Source organism: Ureibacillus sp. FSL K6-8385, from assembly GCF_038593155.1.
Taxonomy (GTDB): domain Bacteria; phylum Bacillota; class Bacilli; order Bacillales_A; family Planococcaceae; genus Ureibacillus; species Ureibacillus terrenus.
The window spans coordinates 432,338-453,589 of the sequence record NZ_CP151968.1 but is presented as its reverse complement, the minus strand read 5'-3'; the positions used below and the strand labels follow the sequence as shown (position 1 = coordinate 453,589).

General features: G+C 44.0%; 20 protein-coding genes. 3 read left to right on the top strand and 17 right to left on the bottom strand.

Features of this window, described 5'->3' with window-relative positions; genetic code table 11:
* Positions 1 to 96: 96 nt before the first annotated feature.
* From NST62_RS02175 to NST62_RS02155, 5 genes are all read right to left on the bottom strand, one after another.
* On the bottom strand, positions 97 to 258 hold the full coding sequence (locus tag NST62_RS02175; RefSeq protein WP_181733188.1) for a hypothetical protein: 162 nt from the start codon (positions 256 to 258) through the stop codon (positions 97 to 99).
* 315 nt (positions 259 to 573) lie between these two features.
* Complete coding sequence (locus tag NST62_RS02170) at positions 574 to 1,626, bottom strand: tartrate dehydrogenase (protein WP_342463095.1); 1,053 nt, start codon at positions 1,624 to 1,626, stop codon at positions 574 to 576.
* 171 nt (positions 1,627 to 1,797) lie between these two features.
* Positions 1,798 to 1,980: a hypothetical protein gene (locus NST62_RS02165; protein WP_342463094.1), complete on the bottom strand. Its 183-nt coding sequence runs from the start codon at positions 1,978 to 1,980 to the stop codon at positions 1,798 to 1,800.
* 119 nt (positions 1,981 to 2,099) lie between these two features.
* Entirely contained in the window at positions 2,100 to 2,600 is a 501-nt protein-coding gene (locus NST62_RS02160) for a hypothetical protein (protein ID WP_141601771.1), read from the bottom strand.
* A complete protein-coding gene (locus tag NST62_RS02155; RefSeq protein ID WP_342463093.1) occupies positions 2,579 to 3,565 on the bottom strand; it encodes an S-layer homology domain-containing protein in 987 nt (328 codons plus the stop codon). The genes NST62_RS02160 and NST62_RS02155 overlap by 22 nt, the downstream gene beginning before the upstream one ends.
* Positions 3,566 to 4,501: 936 nt before the next feature.
* Here NST62_RS02155 and NST62_RS02150 point away from each other — a divergent pair.
* Positions 4,502 to 5,023: a DUF6241 domain-containing protein gene (locus NST62_RS02150; RefSeq protein ID WP_141601773.1), complete on the top strand. Its 522-nt coding sequence runs from the start codon at positions 4,502 to 4,504 to the stop codon at positions 5,021 to 5,023.
* A gap of 142 nt (positions 5,024 to 5,165) precedes the next feature.
* On the opposite strand, the gene cas6 is transcribed toward NST62_RS02150, so the two are convergent.
* From cas6 to NST62_RS02105, 9 genes are read right to left on the bottom strand one after another with little or no spacing between them, the layout of a single operon-like run.
* On the bottom strand, positions 5,166 to 6,140 hold the full coding sequence (gene cas6 / locus NST62_RS02145; RefSeq protein ID WP_328216490.1) for a CRISPR system precrRNA processing endoribonuclease RAMP protein Cas6: 975 nt from the start codon (positions 6,138 to 6,140) through the stop codon (positions 5,166 to 5,168).
* Entirely contained in the window at positions 6,137 to 7,465 is a 1,329-nt protein-coding gene (locus tag NST62_RS02140; RefSeq protein ID WP_328216491.1) for a hypothetical protein, read from the bottom strand. Before NST62_RS02140 ends, cas6 begins: the two co-directional genes overlap by 4 nt.
* The gene (locus NST62_RS02135) at positions 7,462 to 7,857 is read right to left on the bottom strand and encodes a hypothetical protein (RefSeq protein ID WP_141601776.1); all 396 of its coding nucleotides are present in this window, start codon (positions 7,855 to 7,857) and stop codon (positions 7,462 to 7,464) included. The genes NST62_RS02140 and NST62_RS02135 overlap by 4 nt, the downstream gene beginning before the upstream one ends.
* Before the next feature lies 1 nt (position 7,858).
* Positions 7,859 to 8,602, bottom strand: a complete 744-nt coding sequence (locus tag NST62_RS02130) for an RAMP superfamily CRISPR-associated protein (RefSeq protein WP_181733189.1) — start codon at positions 8,600 to 8,602, stop codon at positions 7,859 to 7,861.
* Positions 8,603 to 8,619: 17 nt separating this feature from the next.
* Positions 8,620 to 9,450: a CRISPR-associated RAMP protein Csx7 gene (gene csx7, locus NST62_RS02125; protein WP_342463092.1), complete on the bottom strand. Its 831-nt coding sequence runs from the start codon at positions 9,448 to 9,450 to the stop codon at positions 8,620 to 8,622.
* Between the two features lie 2 nt (positions 9,451 to 9,452).
* Positions 9,453 to 10,976, bottom strand: a complete 1,524-nt coding sequence (locus NST62_RS02120; RefSeq protein WP_342463091.1) for an RAMP superfamily CRISPR-associated protein — start codon at positions 10,974 to 10,976, stop codon at positions 9,453 to 9,455.
* A complete protein-coding gene (locus NST62_RS02115; protein ID WP_141601780.1) occupies positions 10,973 to 11,677 on the bottom strand; it encodes an RAMP superfamily CRISPR-associated protein in 705 nt (234 codons plus the stop codon). The genes NST62_RS02120 and NST62_RS02115 overlap by 4 nt, the downstream gene beginning before the upstream one ends.
* On the bottom strand, positions 11,674 to 13,197 hold the full coding sequence (locus tag NST62_RS02110) for a hypothetical protein (RefSeq protein WP_141601781.1): 1,524 nt from the start codon (positions 13,195 to 13,197) through the stop codon (positions 11,674 to 11,676). The genes NST62_RS02115 and NST62_RS02110 overlap by 4 nt, the downstream gene beginning before the upstream one ends.
* The gene (locus NST62_RS02105; protein ID WP_342463090.1) at positions 13,194 to 14,912 is read right to left on the bottom strand and encodes a hypothetical protein; all 1,719 of its coding nucleotides are present in this window, start codon (positions 14,910 to 14,912) and stop codon (positions 13,194 to 13,196) included. The genes NST62_RS02110 and NST62_RS02105 overlap by 4 nt, the downstream gene beginning before the upstream one ends.
* A gap of 68 nt (positions 14,913 to 14,980) precedes the next feature.
* On the opposite strand from NST62_RS02105, the gene NST62_RS02100 reads away from it, so the two are divergent.
* On the top strand, positions 14,981 to 15,688 hold the full coding sequence (locus tag NST62_RS02100; protein ID WP_141603260.1) for a hypothetical protein: 708 nt from the start codon (positions 14,981 to 14,983) through the stop codon (positions 15,686 to 15,688).
* Positions 15,689 to 15,795: 107 nt separating this feature from the next.
* A complete protein-coding gene (locus NST62_RS02095) occupies positions 15,796 to 15,987 on the top strand; it encodes a hypothetical protein (protein ID WP_141603261.1) in 192 nt (63 codons plus the stop codon).
* A gap of 724 nt (positions 15,988 to 16,711) precedes the next feature.
* Here the strand turns inward: NST62_RS02095 and NST62_RS02090 are convergent.
* The 3 genes from NST62_RS02090 to NST62_RS02080 all read right to left on the bottom strand — a co-directional run bounded on the left by NST62_RS02090 (position 16,712) and on the right by NST62_RS02080 (position 21,251).
* A complete protein-coding gene (locus NST62_RS02090; RefSeq protein ID WP_141603263.1) occupies positions 16,712 to 18,328 on the bottom strand; it encodes an S-layer homology domain-containing protein in 1,617 nt (538 codons plus the stop codon).
* Between the two features lie 623 nt (positions 18,329 to 18,951).
* The gene (locus tag NST62_RS02085; protein WP_342463089.1) at positions 18,952 to 19,365 is read right to left on the bottom strand and encodes a hypothetical protein; all 414 of its coding nucleotides are present in this window, start codon (positions 19,363 to 19,365) and stop codon (positions 18,952 to 18,954) included.
* Positions 19,366 to 19,535: 170 nt separating this feature from the next.
* On the bottom strand, positions 19,536 to 21,251 hold the full coding sequence (locus NST62_RS02080; protein WP_141603264.1) for a phospho-sugar mutase: 1,716 nt from the start codon (positions 21,249 to 21,251) through the stop codon (positions 19,536 to 19,538).
* Position 21,252 lies beyond the last annotated feature (1 nt).

Here is a 21,252-nt window from a genome sequence, read left to right as displayed (position 1 = left end):
ATGGCTTCCGCACGATTGATGATTTCTTAAAAGAAAAGCAGCTTCCAATTGATTGCTTGTTGATTCCATTCAAAATCTATCATCATGCACTTTTCATCAACTATTCTCTTTTCTCAGCTTTTCCGCCTGCTCGACCCATTCATCGATTTTCCGCTCGATTTGCCGGATGCATTCTTCGACTTCATCTCTTTTCCGTTTCTCCAATTCCTTTGCCGATGCATAGAGAAGTTCTTTATAATCTTCGGCCAATCCAGCCACTTTTTTCCCTTGCTCATCGGTGATCCAATCATGGGTTATATATACGTAACCACACTATGAATTAAACAGCGATTGAAAACTTCCTATATAATATTCAATTGTTGCCATTGGATTGGCGCATGGTTGTGAGCGGTTTCCGCCAAAGGCATGGGGGAGCCGAAAATGACAAGCCCCCCGCAGGAGCCCGGTTTTGTACGATGTTCACCGGATTGCGTGCGGTTTCCAGCAATTTTTTGGGAATTTTCCCAATTATGCGCGCTTTCGAAGATTTATGCGCGAATGGACGCACCGCTAAGCACCCGGCTGCCGAAAATCCTACGAAATCCGTTTCAACACTTCCCCAATCACTTCTTCGGTCGTCGATGTTCCGCCGATGTCCGGGGTTTTCACGCCGGATACCGTCGTTTCTTCGATGGCCTTCAACAAATGCGCGCCCAGTTCATCGTAGCCCATATGGTCCAGCATCATCTTCGCGGTCCACAATTGTCCGATCGGGTTCGCGATGCCCTTTCCGACAATGTCCGGAGCGGAACCATGGACCGGCTCGAACATGGAAGGGTATTTCCCGTTCAAATTGATGTTGGCGGCCGGCGCCACGCCGATGCTTCCCATGATGGCCGCGCCGATGTCCGTCAAAATGTCGCCGAACAGATTGCTCGCCACAATCACATCAAACTGCTCCGGCTTCAGCACAAAAAAGGCCGCCAGCGCATCGATATGGTTGGATTCCGTCACCACTTCCGGATAATCCTTGCTCACTTCGCGGAACACCTTGTCCCAGAAAGGCATGCTGTAGACGATGCCATTGGATTTCGTGGCGCTCGTCACCTTTTTATTGCGCTTCATCGCCAAATCAAAGGCGAACCGCATCGCCCGTTCCGTCGCTTTCCGGGTGAATACCGCATTTTGGATGACGATTTCATCCTCCCCGTGGTGGACGCTTCCGCCCGCCTCGCTGTATTCGCCTTCGCTGTTTTCCCGCACCACAATAAAATCGAAAGGCTCCGCATCCGCCAATTTGGACGGCACGCCCCTGAGGCTTTTCACCGGCCGCAAGTTGATGACCTGCTCGCATTCCCGGCGAATCCGGATCAACAACCCCCACAAGGAAATATGGTCCGGCACAAGCCGCGGATCGCCCACCGCCCCCAAAAAAATCTGCTCGAAATTCTTCAGCGTCCCGATCCCGTCTTCCGGCATCATCTCGCCATGTTCCAAATAATACTCGCAGCTCCACGGAAACTCCGTAAATTGAAATTTGATCCCGCCATGAAGCTCCGCCAGCCGTTCCAGCACCCTCAACGAAGCGGGCACGACTTCCCTTCCGATTCCGTCCCCCGGAATCACCGCAATCTCATGTACGTTCATGCAATCCCCTCATTTTCATAAATTTTACAGAACTATTATAACAAATTAATTTGAAGGGAAATGGCATTTCCAATTTTGAACAGGATTAATAAAAATGATGAAAAGCAAAAATAATTGGAAATTGGATGATAGATCATCTTGGGCAGATGGAGAATTCCCTTGAGCAGATAATCATTCCTCTCGGGCAGATAAAACTTCCCCTTGGGCAGATGGAGTTCTCTCTTGGGCAGATAGGAATCCCTCTTGGGCTGATAAAGTTCTCCCTTGGGCGGATAGCAATTCCTCTTCGGCATTTGCAATTTCATCTTGCGAAAATAAAAGAGAATCTTGTTCACTTAAGGCCCTGCCTTGCATTTAAGAAATTACCTTATGCAAATAAAAATCCATCATATGCGCATAACCCCAAAACCACACAATAAAAACGGCGCAAGACAACTCCTGCGCCGTTTTATACAAATCTCTCAAATCCTCTTTTAATCCAGATAAATTCCCACCCAAACAATGTAATGCCCGACAACCTTGCCGTCTCTCACGATGACTGCATTGATATCGGAATTTTCAATTGGTCCGGTGTATTGTGTAGCAGAATCAAAATCAATTTTGTCAAAGCGGATGTCCTGGTATGGTTCAAACAAATAAATGGTTGTCCCTTCTCCCGGAATCAGCTCAAGCGTCGCCTTTTCATAGGCTGAAACAAACTGTTCGATTATTGAAATTCCGTTCGCGTTGACATATGAATAGTGCGGTTTTGCTTCCTCCCCATTTACCTTCAGAACCGGGAACGGATCCAAATTCGCCGCTTCATCGTCTACCACGTCCAATTCAACCAGCATTTCGCCGATGATAATGCCGTTTTTCAACGCAACCGCATGCAAATAGGAATCATGATAAAGTTTAATTGGCCCATTATAGACAGGGCTGTTCAAATTCGCGTAATAGGAAGGTTCGCTCCTCAATGGATCATGATATGACAATATATAATGGGATCCTGGGAGGAAACGGATATCTTTCCATATTGGACAGCAAAATGGTTATTTTTTACCGAATATTTTCCATTCGGCCGCTTTCCATTTATCTCAAGGACTGGAAGCTGCTTGTCAATTGCGTGTTTATCCGCTTCCTCTAAATCGCCGAATTCTATCGACGTGATGGAATAAATGCTTCCGCCGATCACTTTTGCTTTCACAGTTGCCCCTTTGAATGATTCTTTGCCGGATAAACCGAAGAGAGTCTGAAGCCTGCGTGGAATTTGATATTCTTTATTGCCGGCTATGATGGTATCCCCATTGATTTCGGAAATGTTGATTGTGGCATCGGTTGCGGCATTTTCGGCCCGGTAAACAAACACAACCATTTGTCCGCGTTTCACGCTATCCGTTCCGCTGAAGGTCGTCGGTGTAGTACCTGTCGTGATTTTGTATTCATATAAAGCTCGAATGTAATCCACATATTCTTTGTTTGTTAAATCGGTAAACGGTGTTTTCGTGCCGGGGGAAGCTTTGATATTGAAGGCGCGGGCGATGATTTTCGCCATGTGATTCCGCTGTATCGGTTCATTCGGCCGGAATGTGCCGTCCGGATAGCCATGGATGATTCCTTCTTTAACCAATGCGGCAATGGCGCCGTAATATTCATTGGATTTGGAAACATCTTTGAAACCGGGATCTTCCACATCTTGCTTGTCCAAGTTCAAGACGTTTGCCAGGATTTTCGCCGCTTGTCCCCGGGTAACCGGCTGATACGGCCTGAATGTGTTGTCTTCATATCCATGGATAATCTCCCGTTCAACCAAGTCGTTGACAGCATCATAGAAATAATCGGACGGACGAACATCATTGAAGAAAAAAATCGATATTGCATGCGACACCGACGGATAAATCCCCGCTATTCCCCCCGCAACGAACAAGGCAAGGAAAACATTCCTAATTTTTCTTTTCATTGAAATCCTCCCCTCTGGATTTGTACGCCATTGATATCAGGTATCCGCCTATTCTCCTGTTATGTAATGACGGACAATTGAAAAATCTTGGGTGTTGCCGATTATGTTGAAACAGATGGAAACGGAATTCACCCTTATACGGCTCATTTTATTACTCAAAAGTAATATAAAAACAACAAAAAGCCCCTTATAGTCTGCGTTCAAAACATCCATGTGCCGAATAAAGCTTTGATGAATGTCCAATCAATCTGTTCCTGGAAGTAACACAGGTGTCAGTCGACACAACCGCGAAATCCCCTTGTCCGATCAATCCCCCTTTCTAAGATAATTCTTAGGTCCATTAATTTCCTTATTTTGTTTAAAATTGTAAACTATTCTTTTTATTTCTAATTTAATATCGTACTTCTTTGAACGCAATAGTACCGGATAACTAATTTATAATGCCGGATCACCCGTATGCGGCCGGCTTTTTTTGTAATCTTTTGTGCAGGGGCTGGGGGTTCGCCTCTGTCCGCGTGAGATTGGCCTCTGTTTGGATAAGGGGATTTGCAATTAGCGCAAGATGATCTCTCATGTGACCAAGAGGAACTCCTTTGTGCCCAAGAGGAATTCCTTTGTGCCCAAGAGAAATCCCCATCTGCCCAAGTTGAACTCCCATGTGCCCGAAGAGAATCTCCATACGCCCAAGTTGAACTCCTAAGTGCCAAAGAAGATTCCTTATCTGCCCGAGATGACCTCTCATATGCCCAAGGGAAATCTCTATCCGCCCAAGATGATCTCTCTTATCCCCAAGAGCAAACTCCATCCGCCCAAAATACATCTTCATCCAAGCCCAAGAAACATCCACCCCCATATCCCTCCCTTGACTTAATGAGAAAATTTGGTATGTTATTTACAAGATTGGAAATTCTGAAGGGAGCAAATGGAAATTTTCTTATGAGGAATAAATATTGGATGGTCGTGGCTTCATTGATCATAGCGGTGGCGGGGATTGCGGCTGCGGTCATTTTGCTCAATCAGGGTAAAGCGAAACCTCAAGATTCCGAAAACATCAATCCGGAATCGATCAACACCGAAACCCGGCAGCCGATAAAAGCCTCCACATCCGACGATTACACGATGCCCGAAGAGGTGTTCATGCAGACCATGCATGAAATGACCCACCAAAAAGTAAAAGCCGATACAAAATGGGGCTTTACCCCAATGACCGAAGAACAGATAGATAAAATGTTGACGATTTTGGAATATAACGATTATGAGCATGAAGAATTTTACCGGGAAGCCTTGACCGCCTGGAAAAACGGCGACTTCTCCAACGCCGTCAAAGTGCATAATAAAATTTGGAAATGGCAAGGCGGAACAATCGGCAAAGCAACCGGCCTTCTTTCCCGCGAGGAAGAAGAAGAATATTTGGAACATCAAACGGAAAAAAGCTTCTCCCAATCCGGAAGAAATTAAGCAAAGCGCCTGGCATCCAATTAAGTGCCAGGCGCTTCTTTTGTTGAAAAAGTTAACATCATTTTCTAAGGCATCTGCTCAAACGGCGTCGCCAATTTATTCAGTTAATCGATGAAATACCGGGAAGCCAAGCTGCCTCATTTTAATATACCGAAAGCTTATACTCCCCAAATCCAAAGGCTGCCTGTTTTCCGATATGCAAAAATTGTCCTGCATACAGCAATGGAAAAAGCTCCTTCAAAGTATCCCCTTCCACCACCATTTCGCCAATGATGCCATCCAGTTTCATTTTTTGTTGCTGCCTTGTGGAAAACCTTTCAAAGCTCTCATACTCCCACCCGGAAAAGACCGTGTCCACATCAATGGATGCATCAATCCAAAACGCTTCCCATTCCGGATCCAGCTCATACTGGTGATGAAAATAAAGTATGCTGTTCAATCGTCTAATTAAATTCATGACAAACAAGTCAAAGGGCAAATCTTTCACATAACGTCCTTCATGTTTCACACGGGCGGGCGTGACCAATTCCAGCTTCAATTGGAAAGGCCGGTATTCCGGAATAGCTAAAAGATTTTTAAAACTTAAAACAGCCGGCTCACTTAACAGCCGGTCCCCTTCAAAAATGATCCTTTCGATTCCCGGTTCCACGGACTTCACCGTCCGGATGATGAAAGGGACATGTTTTTTGCCAAATCCGATTTCACCGAACCTTCTGATGGCCCCGATATAAGACATATAATCATCCACCGCATTACCAAATAAATAAATTTGAAATTCAAAAAGCTCTCCGTTTTTTATAACGGATGGATAATTTTTCTCCACACGGATGATATATGGCCTTGTATACGGAATATAGGGATGCGCTTGCGTCGTGGCGCCTTCCCGATCTTCAAAAGACAGGGTGTAGGAACACTTTTCGGGACATTGACATTTTTCTCGGCATGTCCGGACATCAAACAGGCACAATTTCTGCTTTAATGCATATCCTAAACCGCCACGGATGGTAATGGCTGGATAGGCCGGTATCACCATCTCTTCCATCGGCTCAATCGCAAATTTTAAAACCGTCATGCGGAAGGGGAGAGAAAAAAGCATCTCGGATGTATTGAAAATCACAACTTCGTACCCCGTTTCAATTTTGTATATCGTTTCACTTTTTTTCCTTTATTTTGATATATTTTATGGCCGTCAAATGTTTGATCATCGGTCAAAGCGAAATACTCTTCATATTTTTTTTGATATGGATTGCTGCCTTTGTAAAGTTCCGCTTTGTCAATTTGCCTGCTAAACTCGGGAGCGTTTAAATCCAATATTTTCGTTGCATCCCTTACATAAATGTCCCGGACCGTTAACCGGACCCTTCCAAACCCTAAAGGCTTTCCGCGGCCGATTGCATATGTCGCTTTCTTCGCCAATTCCGAAGCTTCGGCGCCAGCATTCAATTCGATTAACCGGACAAGCGCCGCCAACTCTTCCTCCTTCAAATTTTTAAAATAAATGTTGAAGGTATAAACCGTATTCGGGGCAATTAAAATGATTTTTTCCAATTGTACCGCCTTGCCGTTTTCAATGCAGATATGCTTTTCACGATTGATCTTCCAATGCTCTCCTACAAAACCCCGGAATGCCTCTTTGACTGTTTCCGCTATGCATCTCTTTTCCAAATCTTTTGTGCGTCCCGCCAGATAAACCTTTCTTCCCGCAGGTCGCAATCTCTTTTTTGTTTTTTCCATATAATTCATGTTGAAACGATTAGTCCCCTTTATCAATAACCCATTTGGTGAAGCCAATGTAAAGGGCTTTAAATACGCTTCCTGATATTCGGCATGTTCAGTGACAGCATCTGAAAATTGCAACAATGAACTTAAAGCGATTCCTTTATTTTTCTTTTTGGAATTTTCATTGCTTTGATTTTGCACAAATCCAAAAAAATGGGATGCCAATCCATGGTTCTCAAGAGTGTTTTTTTCAGATAACCAATCTGCCGGAATATATTCCCTCAGTTTTCGATTAGACCCATTACTTTCCTCCACCGTCAAAACGTCATTCCAGATGATTTCCGCCGCATTGTGGAGCATGCCGCGAATCGATGAAGCCGGAATTTTTTTGTGAAATCCTTTTCCAAGGGCATTACGATAATCATAAATTGGTACAGAATTTTTTTGACCGCCTGATTTCCTGGCTATTTCTACTACATCGCCCATTTCATCAATTGCGACCATCGGCGACTTCAATTGCAAATCCACCGTCATGACACCGGTATAATTCGTTTTCAAATCTTGTTGTTTTTTGGCGCAGTGAGTGGATTCAATCGGATCATCAATGGAAATAAAGTCATAAGGAAGAACATCCATTTCGGCTTCCATTGCTGCATTTTCATTCTCCGCGGGATTTTTCAATTCCGGAAATAACTTATTCAGCTTTTCCCCCATCAAATTCATCCGCTTACCCCCTTCCAGCTTTCAAAATACAATTCTCCATCTTCGATCATTTCAATTATCAAATATTTGAACGGGAGATTCCGATTTTTTTTGGCTGAATCATCAATCATCAACGTTCTGCTTTGTCTTTTCTCTTGGGAAATGGAAGTTTTGTCCAATTTCACAATGCGATAATAGGATGGATATTTTTTGATTTTCCACTCCTCGTCCTCCGAAAAAAACCGAAGAAAATCAAAATTGTCTGGAATCTCGGTTGAAGATTCCAGTTTCCCGATTTTATATTCAAGTATACTTTCCATATAATACATAGCATCGGAATGTTTCTTCTTAAATTCTTCCACCAGTTCCGAAAGATTGATGGACTCGGTTATTTCTGTTTGGAATATGGACATATCATACACCACCTGCCACTTTCTCGGCGAGGGCATCCACGCCAAACTGCATCCATCGGAAAGTCTGTTCTTTTTCAAAGGATTTAAGATATCTTTCAGAAATCAGCGACTTTTCCTTTTTCCAATCACTTAGATCGACGTGAATTGATTTTTTGGCAATTTCTTGTCCTGCCTTCCCGCCAAAAAATTCTAAAACAACATCTGCCCGATGCAATGCCACCCGTCCGAAGCCTCTCGATTTTCCATGTCCGATTTGAACACTTCCGGAATAAAGGGCTTTTAAAACCAAAGCCATTAACCCGAAATCCTCCGCCGTCGGGTTCATCACGTCCAAATGCAAAACCCATTTGGTGGTCGGACGAATCACTTCATATTCAATGATTTTGGGATCACGTGCGGATAAACGCGGAATGGCATTGATTGTCTTTGACCCCTGCACTTCTTTATCGAACTCCGAATCGGATATGAAGATTCTCCCTTTCAATGACTGTGTTCCAAATAAATCCTCAAGCAACTCATTAAATTGTTGAGTATCAAAGTAAACGGCCAAATCGCTTAAATAGGATCGCACGACTCCTTTAACCGAACTGCCTGTAATTACATATTTTACATCCTCATTGTAATCATTTTTCATCATTAAATTTTTGTTTTCGTTGCTGCTTTCTGTCCCGATATGGATGGGAGACAGCGCTTCCAGTTCCAAATCAAAGGAAGCGTTCCTGCAAAGTTTTTTAAAAGAAGCCACGTTGAACACCTCTTTTCTTATAAGACCTTTTCCAAAAATTCAGTTAGCGTTTTATTTTCGGTAGGTGTATCTTTGCCCAACAATGTTTGAATAATGGCATTCTTATTTTCCTTCTTTGAAAAATCGTATATTTTTACGGTTCCGCTTATAAATTCAATTTGTCCGAGACCCCTAGCCAGCATGCCGCCAATGCGAATTTGATTTCCCTGCAGCTGTGCCAGCGCCAATGCGAGCACTTTTAAATTTTCCTCTGTCATATTTTCGGCAGTAATCACCATCTCAAACTCGTAATTTGGCAAAATATATTCATAAGTATAAAAACGATTTCCTTTAACCGTGCCGGTGTCTCTGTCGATTTGAATTCCTTCCCGTATATTTGTTAACGTATTTGCAGGAAAAACAATATGCTCAAACTTTACCTTCGAAGCAATGGAACCTCCGCCGTATGTGCGGCAAATCGGACATAGTTCATCATAATAAAGATTGTAAATTTTCTCTTCAGAAATTTTTCTATCTTCTTTTTGTTCTATTTCTTTTATTTTTTCTTCTATTTTTACATTTTTATGTGGAGCGCATGCCTTATCTCCATCCAAATAACACGGCTCTCTATCAAAAAATAGATGGGCCAGGCGTTCACTGGCAGAACGCATCAAACCTTTAAGTGTGGAACCGGGAATGAACGGATTTCCATTTTCCGAAACTCTCATAATCGGATTTTTTGATGTTACAGAATCTTCAGAATTTCCGCCAACATGGATGGGCGTGATATTTTTCAATTTGATGCGGAAAATGTACATGTTTTTCAATTTTGAAAAATTCATATTTTCATTGTAATTTGTTTCGCACATCTTCAACGTCTCCCCTTTTTGGATTCTTGCTTCAGCCGAACTTGTTCCCGGACTAAAAACCCGATAAATGTTTTTACTGCCCAATCTTTCATTTCTTTTGAATAAGAAAACGCATCCTCAATTTTACTGATTTCCCTCCGGAGGGCTTCCCCAATTATCAATTCCGAATTGGGAATTTCATTTTTCCAGGCACTAGTTGCATTTGATTCCAACCGCCGCTGCAAGTAGTACTTATATCTTGTTTTCATTACATTGCCATCTTGATATTTTTCATATTCTGTGCTCATCAGTTCTTTCCGCGGATCGGATAATGCCATCAAGGCCTGCCATTGAGAAATTGGAATCAAACCTTTTGTTTTCTTTGCAAAATCTATTGCCCGCTTCAAAAGTTCCTCTTTAATTTTTATTTCTTTTATTTCGTCAATTGGTCCAGCTTGATTCTTACACGATTCTGCAACTTTGACTTCCTTCGCTTCCGGCATCAGTTCAACCTGTCCAAATCCTTCCTGCACCCGTTCGCCAATTCCCTTTTCTTCGATTTCCTGAATCGCTTGTAAGATCAGATTGATTTCATCCTCTGAAACTCCTTTGAATTTCGTGACATGCGCCGTCCCCGGCAATAAAACATGGGCGGATGTCCTCATCGCATTCCATGTTTGCTGCCAGCCGTCCCGGATTGCCCCATAGCCATAGGTTTTAAATTCCGCTCTATCCCCAAGCTTTTCTATGAAATCAACCATTTCTTTTGAATTTTTCACGATGGGGGCAATGTGAATCTTCCAATCGATTTCATCCGTCGGGAGCAAATATTCATCCAATAAAATTAATGGACTTTTGGCCACCAGTACCACCACAAAGGTGTCATCCGGACATGCCGGCAATTGGCTGGCCCTTTTTTGAAAATCACGTTGAAGATCGCTCTTTTCCTTGGCTTTGAAGATGACTTCGGCTTTTCCATAGCCCGCAGACCGTTTTTTCCCGATATACAGGGTACATTGATAATGGTCATCCAATTTTTCACACACTGTTTCGAGCACTTCTTCGGGGATGGCGGCTGTTGTTTTAAAGACGGTTCCTTCCGCAATGGAAGTCATTGTATAGAGTTTTCCTTTTACCACCGCTTCCCTCGTCGGGCTGATTTCAATGCCCAACGAAGCATCGATTACCGGATGTTCATCATAGCCGCACTTCGGATATAACACTTCTTGCTCATCTTTGACGCGATATCTTTCTCCTTTTACCAGCTCATCCAAATAGCTTTTGGCGGATCCTCCCGATTTTCTCACTTTATAATAGACGGGATAGAGCACACTATTTTCCAAGTGGGCGTCCCGGAAAATGCTTTCCTTGACAAAGCGGTCTGCCAAAGGATGGTCGAAGCCCGCTTTATATTCCCAAATTTGCGCAAAGGCGCCGCGCCATGTGGAACCCGGAATGTAGCGGTTTGTACTCCATAAGGATTCGGCATTATATTTTTCTGCGATGGCGATCGGCTGCAACGCCTTGATGGTCACGTCCCAAATCATTTTGACACCCCTTCCCCCAAATGTTTCAGAATTTCTTCTTCGATTTCTGATTGTTTCAGAACCCAATCTCCAATTTTGCATGATTCGATGATGATCCGGCCCATTCCGTATCCTGTGGATTTATCGCCCCCGAAACGTTTCGTGGCCAACATGGCCAGCATCAGCGCAAACACTTCCTTTTTATTCGTTTCGTCCGGAATATACCCATCCACCTCTCCGGCCAAAAAAGAGCCTTCTTTCAAAGTGATAAACTCCTCCACTCGCAAAGAATGATTCTTCGCGGCTTTCCGGAAACGATCCACGCTCGTGCTTGCCGACCATTCCAAATGGACGGATTCCGTTTTTGCCCTCAACGGGGAAAAATGAGCCCAGCCCGCATAACGCTCTTCTCCGAAAATCGGTTCTGCCGGAACATCAAATAAATGCTCCAATTTTTTAAACGTGGAACGGAAATGCCCCTTTACACTGGTCCCCGGAATCTCGTAAACCTTTTGAGAGTTTGCCAACTTCCTTGTTTTGAACGTGTTGTCCACTGAACTGTTTTTTCCCGTGCCCGATCCGATTTTTAATGGACTTGGCACTACTTTCTTTTGTTCTTCCGACCCTTTTAAAACATTTGATGAATTATTCTCTTCCCCCATGTTAATCGTTCTTTCCAACTTAAAGATGTATTTGATTTCGACAGGGATATAAGCCGTCATTCCATAACCACCTTTTCATCCACAAATTCGTACAAATCAAACAGATCTCTTAGCGGTGTATAAGGGATTCCGTTTCTTTCAAAGGCAAACGGCGTTTTTCGGAACTTTTTATTCCATTCGAAGAAAATTTCTTTATGTTCCTTTTCCAGCCGGGATAGCCATTCTCTCCACTCGAATTCCATCATCAATTTGCTCGGTTCGGCCGTAATGCGGTAAATCGCCTTGATTTTGCTGGATGGAAATTTTCTTTCTTTTAACTTGCGGGCTTTTTCATATAAATCTTTAAAGGACAAGTGTTGATCGTCCGAATCCCCAATCCGATAAGTGCGGACATATAAATCCCTTCCATCAATATTCATTCTCTTTTCGTCAATGGATGTTATATTTGAATCATAGAGAATTTGGAAATCCAAAGTGCTTTCATTGCTCTCCGCTTTCGTTTTCGCCATCAATTCATAGGCCAAATTGTAAAGTTGGTGGATCGGATAAGTGGATTTGGCGATGATAATCCCCGCAGCCAAATGCTTACCTTCTTTTAAATTGATTTTGTTTTTTGTAAAAAGATTAAAATATTTTAATAAATAATAAGTGTAGACAGTTGCGTGTTTTCCATTGATTATCGCCGCAAAGTCATCCCCGCCGATGGAAGAAAAGTCCACCCGAAACTCTTCTTCTTCAAATCCAATTTCCAAACATTTCTTATACGCTTCAACCGCGGCGGAAATTAATGAATCCTTCAACCCTTTACTGATTTCCTTATATCTTCGGATAAATGTTTCGTCATCGGTTTCCCTTTCCAGATCCCCTTTAAACAATTGGCCGATTCCTTTTCCGTCCGCATAAATAAACCCGATAAAACTGTCGGATGGCTCGTCCCCGACCAAATCGGACATTTTTTCGACCCTCTGAAATGGAACTTCTTTTATTAATTGTTGATACACTTCTTCCAGTCCGGATAGGTCTCCATCCTGATCCGAAAATTTCGGGGAATCGATTTTTTCCTTCAGCCCATCAAACGCCTTCTTCTTGTTATAGCAACTGCGGCAGCAATGCATCTCTTCCACTTCCAGACCTTTTTCGGCTGCCCGTTGGTGGCAGCTGTCGCAACGTTTCATAATGGGAGCGATGGAAATATTATGGATTTTCTTTTTATATTTCGCGATTTCCGAAAGACGAAGCCGCTCTTCCGCCCGCTGCAGCCAGTCGTGCATCAATTCGTGTTCCCGTCTTTCCACATTGACGATGGATAAGCTGACTTCATCTGTCGCTTCCAAATACTTCCGTTGAATGGCAGTCATATAACCTTCCGCATCTTCTTTCCGTTCAAATAACACACGGGCTTCACCGCCACCGGTGCTGAGCACGAGGCCACCGAATTCTTCCGCAATCCGGACCGTCTCGACGATGTTCAACTCATCCAGTAATATGCTCGCACCGCGGATCATCTTAAATTTCGGGCTGGCATAAATGTAATCAATAATATTATTGGTATCGCTGACGACCAGGTATCGGTATTTCATTTATTGGCCCCCCTGTTCTTATTAAAAATTGATTTATATTTATTAACAATCCACTTAACTAGTTTTCGTGCAAAGAAAAATGTAATATAAAAAATAATAATGATGGATATAGAATAAAATGTATAGGAGGTTACTGTACGGATATCATTTTTGTAATCCGAAAAATCCCAAAACTTATTAGATAACAAGCGATTCACAATTCCGCTCAAATCATTCTCAAAATTTGGAACTATTAAATTTATTCCTAAAAGTCCCGTAAAAGCTGCCAAAATGGTTAAAGTCCGAATTTCTTTTGACTGAACTTGTTGTTCTTGTTCCTGTTTCTTCGTATGCTTCTCAATCAACCGTTGATTCAATTCTTGCATATCATGGACAACCGATTGATAAAGTTCTTCAATCCCGAATATTTCATAAAGAAATTTCCACATTTCAATTCCTTGAATCTCCTGGGAAATCCATCTGAAAAAGTAGATTTGGTTTAATTTATAATAATCTTTAAGAATCTCTTTTGCCGATTCTTCCAAAAATTCTTCCCCAAGCAACGCATAACGCCCCAACAAATCTTGCAATTGCTCGCGGTAATATAACAGCAGGACAATAAACAACAAATAAATGCGGCTATAGTGTTGAATTAATAAATTGGGAAACGATTGTTTGTATAAATCGCTTTTCCGGAAGGAGTAAACAAAGCTTCTATTTTGCGAAATGGTAATAGATCCATAATCAATGGCAGTTGTATACGTTCCATAAGAAATCCATCTTTTATACAAATGCCGGTTTACAAACTCATCAATAAATTCAGGCGTACTGCCACTCTCTCCATCATAGTCATCAATATGAATCAATTGATTAAGCTCATTATTTGTTAACGGTTCAGTTGAATCGGTTTGGACAAAAGCGTAGAGAAAGGCATTGGGTTCTATTCGTTGTGGAAGTTCCAATTCCCCTTGCCCATTTAAATCCACATTCGAAATTGCGTACTTTGCAAATAAATCTTTATAATGTTTTTCCAAATAATTAAAAAAAGAGGATTCTTCCACTTTCATGACTTCTTGCTTTTCTTCATTAAAAGCATGTGTGATCTGTAATTTTGGCTGGGTTGCGTATTTTTTATAGTTTTGCCGTACGCGATTCGCAAATTTCATCCAAATATTCAACGATTGGACAGGTTGTGGGTATGGTTGTCTTAGAGAGGATTCAATATCATTCTTATCGACGGACACATTTTCCAATAAACTTAATCGGACCACTAAAAAGGCATAATCCTCATTAAATACATAAATTTCTGTAGCAAGCCATTGAAAGGCAATAGTATGCTGATTTTTTGTATTGTCTTCCTGATGATCAGGATTCTTTAAATCGGCAATGAAAATTTCGCCCTCGATTTTTCGATACTTTTTTAAATTGCCGCTTCGAAATAGACTCCCTTGCACTGTCGGATGAAAATATTCCGCCACTTGTTTTTCCGATATCCAATAGCTGTGGCTATCTTGGACAAACACTTCATTTTTCTTGAAAGTACTAGGATATACACTAAAAATATTATTCTTGTTCTCTTTTGATGGATTGTCTGCAGAGCAACCGAACCTTTCGAACTGAAGCCTTGTTAGCAACCCTTCTAAACTTCCTTTATTTTTACAATTACTTTCATTTTTTTTACGAATTGGATATAGTAAATGAAGAACATTATGTCCGGTCTTACGATGTTCTTTCATAAAATCTTACCTTTCAGTTTATAAATTTAACCAAAGTGTGGAGAACTGGATAATAGGGAGGGACCAATTTGATTATTCGGTCTGCAGTAGCTGTTCCGATTGTCAAACCAAGCACTTCGATCAAGCGGATTCAAAAAGCGGATGACGCCTACTTTGATTCGCCTTTTCGATTTGTCGATTATTTATATAAGGAAAAATTTTTGTTAACGGCGGATGATCAGGGGGATTGGTATTTATTGCACATATTCGATTGCGAAAATTCCGAACATTTAAGCGGATCCCGCCAAATCATCCGTCACGATTATTTAAAGGATCAAAAATTGCCTTTGATCGATTTAATTGAGGAAAGCGGATTGTCCACGAATGTAAGAGGATATGATAAGGCTTTTGCCCACGGATTATGTTTTGTCGAAAATTTGGATGAGATTTCATTCATCTTCCAACAACAAATCGCCAACTACGATGGAGCGCATGACCCGATTGTTTCGCCTTCCATGCATTACATTGAAAACATATATAATGGCGAACGGACACGTTTCATTGCCGGCGTGGAAACCTTCTCCTTCGCCACGGTCACGGAGAACCGCTATTACTGCGAAGAAATTTGGCCAAACAGCACGGCATTTCTGTATTTGAAATTATTTATTTACTTTAAAAAATATCGGGCAGTCCCATCAAATCAAATGATGGCCAGATTGTTGTGCAATTTGTGGGCATCTGCAGAAGCGATGAATAACCAATTCAATCCCAATCTGTATATTAAATATACATTTTAATACAAATTTTAACAATATTCTCTTTTATAGTTTATTTTTCACATTTTCTAATTCAATCAAAAGAATGACATTATTGGCATGAAAATATAAAGAGGTTTGCCTCCTCGATGGAAAAGAATATCTTGAAAATAAAAACAGAACTATCCGCAACGCTTGTCGGTGTGATGTCGGATTGTTCTGTTTTATTTTTGAAAAAGTTTGCATATATGGAAATTAATTTGTTTGAATGGCTGGATTCCCTTATGTCGGGCGATTCTATGGCATCAAAAATCCTTGCCGCCGCAAATCCGATCGATTAACGGACGAATCATTCGGCGCGATTCCCCCTTCATCCCCCCCAATTCCCCCAAACGCCCTACAGATTCCCGATTCCGCCGTGGACGCAATGGCATTTTCCCATATAAATCTTTTTTCTTAAGATTTCCATGAAAAGCCGCGGCCATATGGCAAAGCCCGGGACAAAACAAAACCCGCATATCCGTGTTGGATATGCGGGTTTTGCATGCACTATCATTTAAGGAGGGAAACGAATGAACTCGAGGTATCACACAAGGCATGGTATTTGTTCTTCTTGCCATGGCCAATAAAATGCAATTGTTTGCCTGGGTCGATGCCGGTTCACGTTTCGATGCAACATTTTGTGATATTGATAATCATTTTCACTAACTTTATTATAACCAACCTTTCGCAACTTTGCAACTCCTGATTCATGATATCCCTCGATGAAATGCACCAACATCAAAATCGGCCAAACCGCATCTCCGCTTCGTTTACAAATGCCATCCATCACATGCACCATTCCATTGATCCGGAAGGCATTCCATTCCGGCAATCGGAACACTATCCGTTGCCCTTTTCCTCCGCCGATTCAAACACCAATCCCATCGGCATCATCTCTATTAGATAAGAAAGCGAAAATAAAAATGCTTCCTTATATCCCCATGCGCTTCGCCAAACTTTTACCGAAAGAATTAAAATGCGCGGCGCCCCCCAAAGCGCCGCGCTTCTTGAAGCAGGAATCCCTTATTTTCCTCCAAAACTAAAGAAAGGGAGTTCGATTTTCGGGAATACAATGGTTTTCATGATTTTTTCCGCATCCAAATATTTAAAGCTGATGGAGAGGGATTGGAGCTGACCGTCTTTTGGAATCTCCAGGACGATTTCGTTCGGATTATTGGATGCCAATTGTTCCGCAGTGTATACCTGATCGTTGACTTTGATGACGATCTGATCGGAAAGCGGAATATTTTCGGAAGATGAAATCCGCACTTTGACCTTGTCCCCATCGCCGGACAACTTCAGATTGAATCCGCTTGATGTGATGGTGCCGGACGTTGCTTGATTATTTTGGCCCGCAGCCGCATTCCCGGCATTTGCCCCGGCTTCCGCTCCGGATACTTTGACTGTATTTCCTATTGCGTTTTCTCCTCCCTTAGCGCCCTGCTCCGTTGCAGTATTCACATTTTGCGCGCTGCCGGATGTCAATACGGTGATTGGCGCTTTGATTTCGCCGACCGTTTTTCCATCTTTCACCGCAATGGCATGCAAATAAGTGGAAGCATTGATTGGAATCGGTTCCTTATATCGGGCGCTGTCTTTCGTGGCGATCCGGTATTTTCCTTGCGCAAGTTCTTCGGCTGTGGCCAATTCATAATAGATCGTCAAATCATTGGCGGCCACCAGTTCAATTTTATCCCCCTTGGAAACTTTCAATTCGGAATAAAGGCCGACAAAGTGGCCGTTCATATAGCCAAGGGTGAAATCCTGGTATTTTCCATTGACTTTTGCAAGCGGAATCACCCGGTAAAGTTGCTGGATTCCGGAATTGCTTAATGCAAAGGAGCTGATGGAAACGATTTGCCCTTTTTTGATTTTGGCTTTCACTTGGGCCCCTTTCAATACCGGTTTGTTGGCGGTACTGAAAAATCCTTGGAGCCCGCTCGGCACTATGTAACGTTTGTCGCCGGCGTAGACCGTGTTTCCGGAAATGTCCGTGATGGTGAAGGTCGTTTCAAATTCCACATTTTCCGCGCGGACAACGAACGCCGCCAATTGACCGCGGTTTACATTGGCATTTCCGCCGAAAGTGTCCGGGGTTGTTCCGGTCGTGATGTTGTATTCATAGAGCGCTTTGATGTATTTTTCATAATCTTTGCTGACGTCTTTGAATGGAAGTTTCGTTTTGGAGGAAGCTTCCAGCTGAAAGGCGCGCGCGATGATTTTCGCCATGTGATTGCGCTGAATCGGCTCGTTCGGCTTGAAGGTTTTGTCCGGATAGCCGCTGATGACGCCGGCATTGGCGAGCGCCGCAATCGCGCCGTAATATTCGTTGGATGTGCCGACATCTTTAAATCCGGGGTTTTTGACATTTTTCGTATCAAGCCCAAGAACCCCGGCCAAAATTTTTGCCGCCTGCGCGCGAGTCACCGATTTGCCCGGCTTGAAAGTGCCGTCCGGAAAACCGCTGATAATGCCCCGTTCTGTCAAACTTTTCACAGCTTCATAGAAATAATCGGTGGATTTCACATCCGGAAATGATTTTGCTTCCGCATGGGTTTCCGGCGCCGCCACTGCCGCAGCTGTGGCGACGGTTGCCGCAATGGCTGCCGAGAAGAATTTGTGGTACGAATGTTTTGGCATGAAGTTTCTTCCTTTCCGATGGGTTTGTTTGGCACTGTTATTCAGGAGATGGTGTAATGGCGCCTTTTTTTAGAAAACATTTTGCACTTCTATTTCAGGGAATGGCCCTGATGGTGGCATGGGAATCGATTCGTTGAAGTGGGCAAAGAGGCCGCCGCTCCCGCCCGATTCCCCGTTGGAGCAGAAATTACTGAAAAATAAGAAACAGGGTAAAAAAAATTTAAATGATGCAAAGGTTTTATATTTTTCCAGAATCATACAATTCAATTTTAAATTAACCGGGAATGAATTCAATAGTCCTGCCATCCTAATTAATTCGGTGTGAATTTGGAGGCATTTTGGCATGATTGACGAACAGGAAAGGACAGTGCTTTTTATTCAGGAAATCGGAGACGCAGAATGGGATTCTCCTTGTGTGCAATGGGATATTTTGTTGTGCGCAAGTTGCAGCTCTATCTGCAACAACTATCTTTTTATCCGCGCAAGATGAAATATTTTTTCGCGAGCGTTGGTGCTCCTTACGAGAAAGGTGAAATTTTTTCTGCGCGAGTTTCCACTTAGTGGGGCTCCATCCGCCCAAGATGATTTCTCATGTGACCAAGGTGATTTCTCATCTGCCCAAGTTAAGGCTCAAATGCACAAGTTGATTTCTCATCTGCCCAAGTTGAACTCTCAAATGCCCAAGGTGAACTCCCATCCGCCCAAGATGCATCCCCATCCGCCCAAGTTGATTTCTCATCTGCCCAAGTTGAACTCTCAATTGCCCAAGGTGAATTCCCATCCGCCCAAGACGTATCCTCATCCGCCCAAGATGTATCCCCATCCTCCCAAGTTGATTTCTCATCTGCCCAAGTTGAACTCTCAATTGCCCAAGGTGAATTCCCATCCGCCCAAGATGCATCCCCATCCGCCCAAGTTGAACTCTCAAATGCCCAAGGTGAATCCCCATCCGCCCAAGATGATTTTTCATCTGCCCAAGTTAAGGTCTCAAATGCCCAAGGTGAATCCCCATCCGCCCAAGATGTATCCCCATCCACCCCAGATCAATTCCCATCCGCACGAATTGCCGCTCTATCCGGTTCTCCCCCATTCCCCTTCCCCACAAAGCACCATCTCCTCCCCACGCTACGGGAACATAAAATTTCCACAAAAAAATAGGCGCCTGCTCAAAGCTCAGGCACCTGTAAAAACATTCCATTCCAAATACTCAAAGAAACGCCCTCTTCAGCTCTTCCAACGCCCGTTCGGCTTCCTCCCCGCTCTCCTTCACCACGCCAAAATAAAATTTGCACTTCGGCTCGGTGCCGGAAGGGCGGATCGTCACCCAGGAATCATCCGCCAACACAAACTTCAGCACATTCTCCTTCGGCAGCGTCAAAGGCTCCGTCCTTCCAAATGCGCCATCCGTTCCCTCGTCCGCCACAACCGCCTCGCCTTTCCAATAATCTTCCACCCGCACAACCGGCACGCCTGCCACTTCCCGCGGAAGCCGCTCCCGCAATCCATCCAAAATCGCGCGCATCTCTTCCTGGCCATGTTTTCCTTCAAACACCTTCGACACCAGCGCCTCGCGGTAATACCCGAACGCCGCATACAACTCCTCCATCACATCGAGCAGCGTCTTTCCTTTCGTCGCATAATGGGCGGCCATCTCCGCCACCTTTACCGCTACCTGCACCGCGTCCTTATCCCACGCAAACGGCCGGATCAAATAGCCGTAGCTCTCCTCATAGCCAAACAAAAAGGTATACTCGCCCGTTTTCTCGAACTCCGCAATCTTCTCCGCAATATACTTGAACCCGGTCAACGTATTGAACGTCTTCACGCCATACTTCCGCGCAATCGCGGCCCCCATCTCGGAGGTCACAATCGTCTTCACCATCGCGCCATTTGCGGGCAGCGTCCCCTGCGTCTTCTTCGTCTCCAGCAAATAATGCAAGAGCAGCGCCCCGAGCTGATTGCCCGTCAACAATTCATACTTTCCGCCTTTCCGCACCGCCACGCCAAGGCGGTCGGCATCCGGATCCGTCGCGAGCAGCAAATCCGCGCCGGTCCGCTTGCCCAGCTCCATCGCCATCCCAAAGGCGGCCGGTTCTTCCGGATTCGGATACGCCACCGTCGGGAATGAACCGTCCGGACTCGCCTGGGCTTCCACCACATGCACATTCGTAAACCCGAACGCCTCCAGCGCTTTCGTGACCGGCACAAAACCTGTCCCATGCAAAGGCGTATAGACTATGTCCAATCCGAAATCCACATCGTTCCGTTCTTTCAGCGTCAATAAATTCGTCAAATACTGTTCATCCTGCTCTTCCAGAATCCAACGAAGCAGCCCTTGCCGCTCCAACTCCTCCGCATCGGCCGCTTGAATCGCAAAAAGATCCTCAATCTTCTCCATATGCTCCACGATCGCTTTCGCCGCCGATGGAACGAGCTGCGCCCCATCTTCCCCGTACACTTTGAAACCGTTGTACTGCTTCGGATTGTGGCTCGCCGTGATCACCACCCCGGCAATTGCCCGCAATGCCCGCACCGAAAAGGATAATTGCGGCGTCGGCCGGGGTTCCCTATATAAATAGGATGAAACTCCATGCGCCCCCAGCACCCGGGCCGTCTCCACCGCGAATTCACGGGAAAAATGCCGCGTGTCATAGGCGATCACGACCCCGCGCTTTTTCGCTTCTTCCCCATGGGAATCGATGTAGCAGGCCAGCCCTTCCGCCGCCCGCCGGATGGTATACAGGTTCATGCGATTCGTCCCCGCGCCAAGGACACCCCGCATCCCCGCCGTTCCAAAGGATAAATATTGATAAAACCGGTCCTCGATCGCAGCAGAATCACCCTCGATCCGGTTCAATTCTTCCTGCAAATCTTCCGGCAAATCCGCGTTTCTCCATTGTGCATAAAGCTCCATCACGTTCATG

Coding starts and splice junctions, on each gene's coding strand:
- NST62_RS02170 (WP_342463095.1), bottom strand. CDS start 1,626: ATGAACGTACATGAGATTGCGGTGATTCCGGGGGACGGAATCGGAAGG.
- NST62_RS02165 (WP_342463094.1), bottom strand. CDS start 1,980: ATGCAAGGCAGGGCCTTAAGTGAACAAGATTCTCTTTTATTTTCGCAA.
- NST62_RS02155 (WP_342463093.1), bottom strand. CDS start 3,565: ATGAAAAGAAAAATTAGGAATGTTTTCCTTGCCTTGTTCGTTGCGGGG.
- NST62_RS02150 (WP_141601773.1), top strand. CDS start 4,502: ATGAGGAATAAATATTGGATGGTCGTGGCTTCATTGATCATAGCGGTG.
- NST62_RS02140 (WP_328216491.1), bottom strand. CDS start 7,465: ATGAATTTGATGGGGGAAAAGCTGAATAAGTTATTTCCGGAATTGAAA.
- NST62_RS02135 (WP_141601776.1), bottom strand. CDS start 7,857: ATGTCCATATTCCAAACAGAAATAACCGAGTCCATCAATCTTTCGGAA.
- csx7 (WP_342463092.1), bottom strand. CDS start 9,450: ATGTGCGAAACAAATTACAATGAAAATATGAATTTTTCAAAATTGAAA.
- NST62_RS02120 (WP_342463091.1), bottom strand. CDS start 10,976: ATGATTTGGGACGTGACCATCAAGGCGTTGCAGCCGATCGCCATCGCA.
- NST62_RS02115 (WP_141601780.1), bottom strand. CDS start 11,677: ATGACGGCTTATATCCCTGTCGAAATCAAATACATCTTTAAGTTGGAA.
- NST62_RS02110 (WP_141601781.1), bottom strand. CDS start 13,197: ATGAAATACCGATACCTGGTCGTCAGCGATACCAATAATATTATTGAT.
- NST62_RS02105 (WP_342463090.1), bottom strand. CDS start 14,912: ATGAAAGAACATCGTAAGACCGGACATAATGTTCTTCATTTACTATAT.
- NST62_RS02095 (WP_141603261.1), top strand. CDS start 15,796: ATGGAAAAGAATATCTTGAAAATAAAAACAGAACTATCCGCAACGCTT.
- NST62_RS02090 (WP_141603263.1), bottom strand. CDS start 18,328: ATGCCAAAACATTCGTACCACAAATTCTTCTCGGCAGCCATTGCGGCA.
- NST62_RS02080 (WP_141603264.1), bottom strand. CDS start 21,251: ATGAACGTGATGGAGCTTTATGCACAATGGAGAAACGCGGATTTGCCG.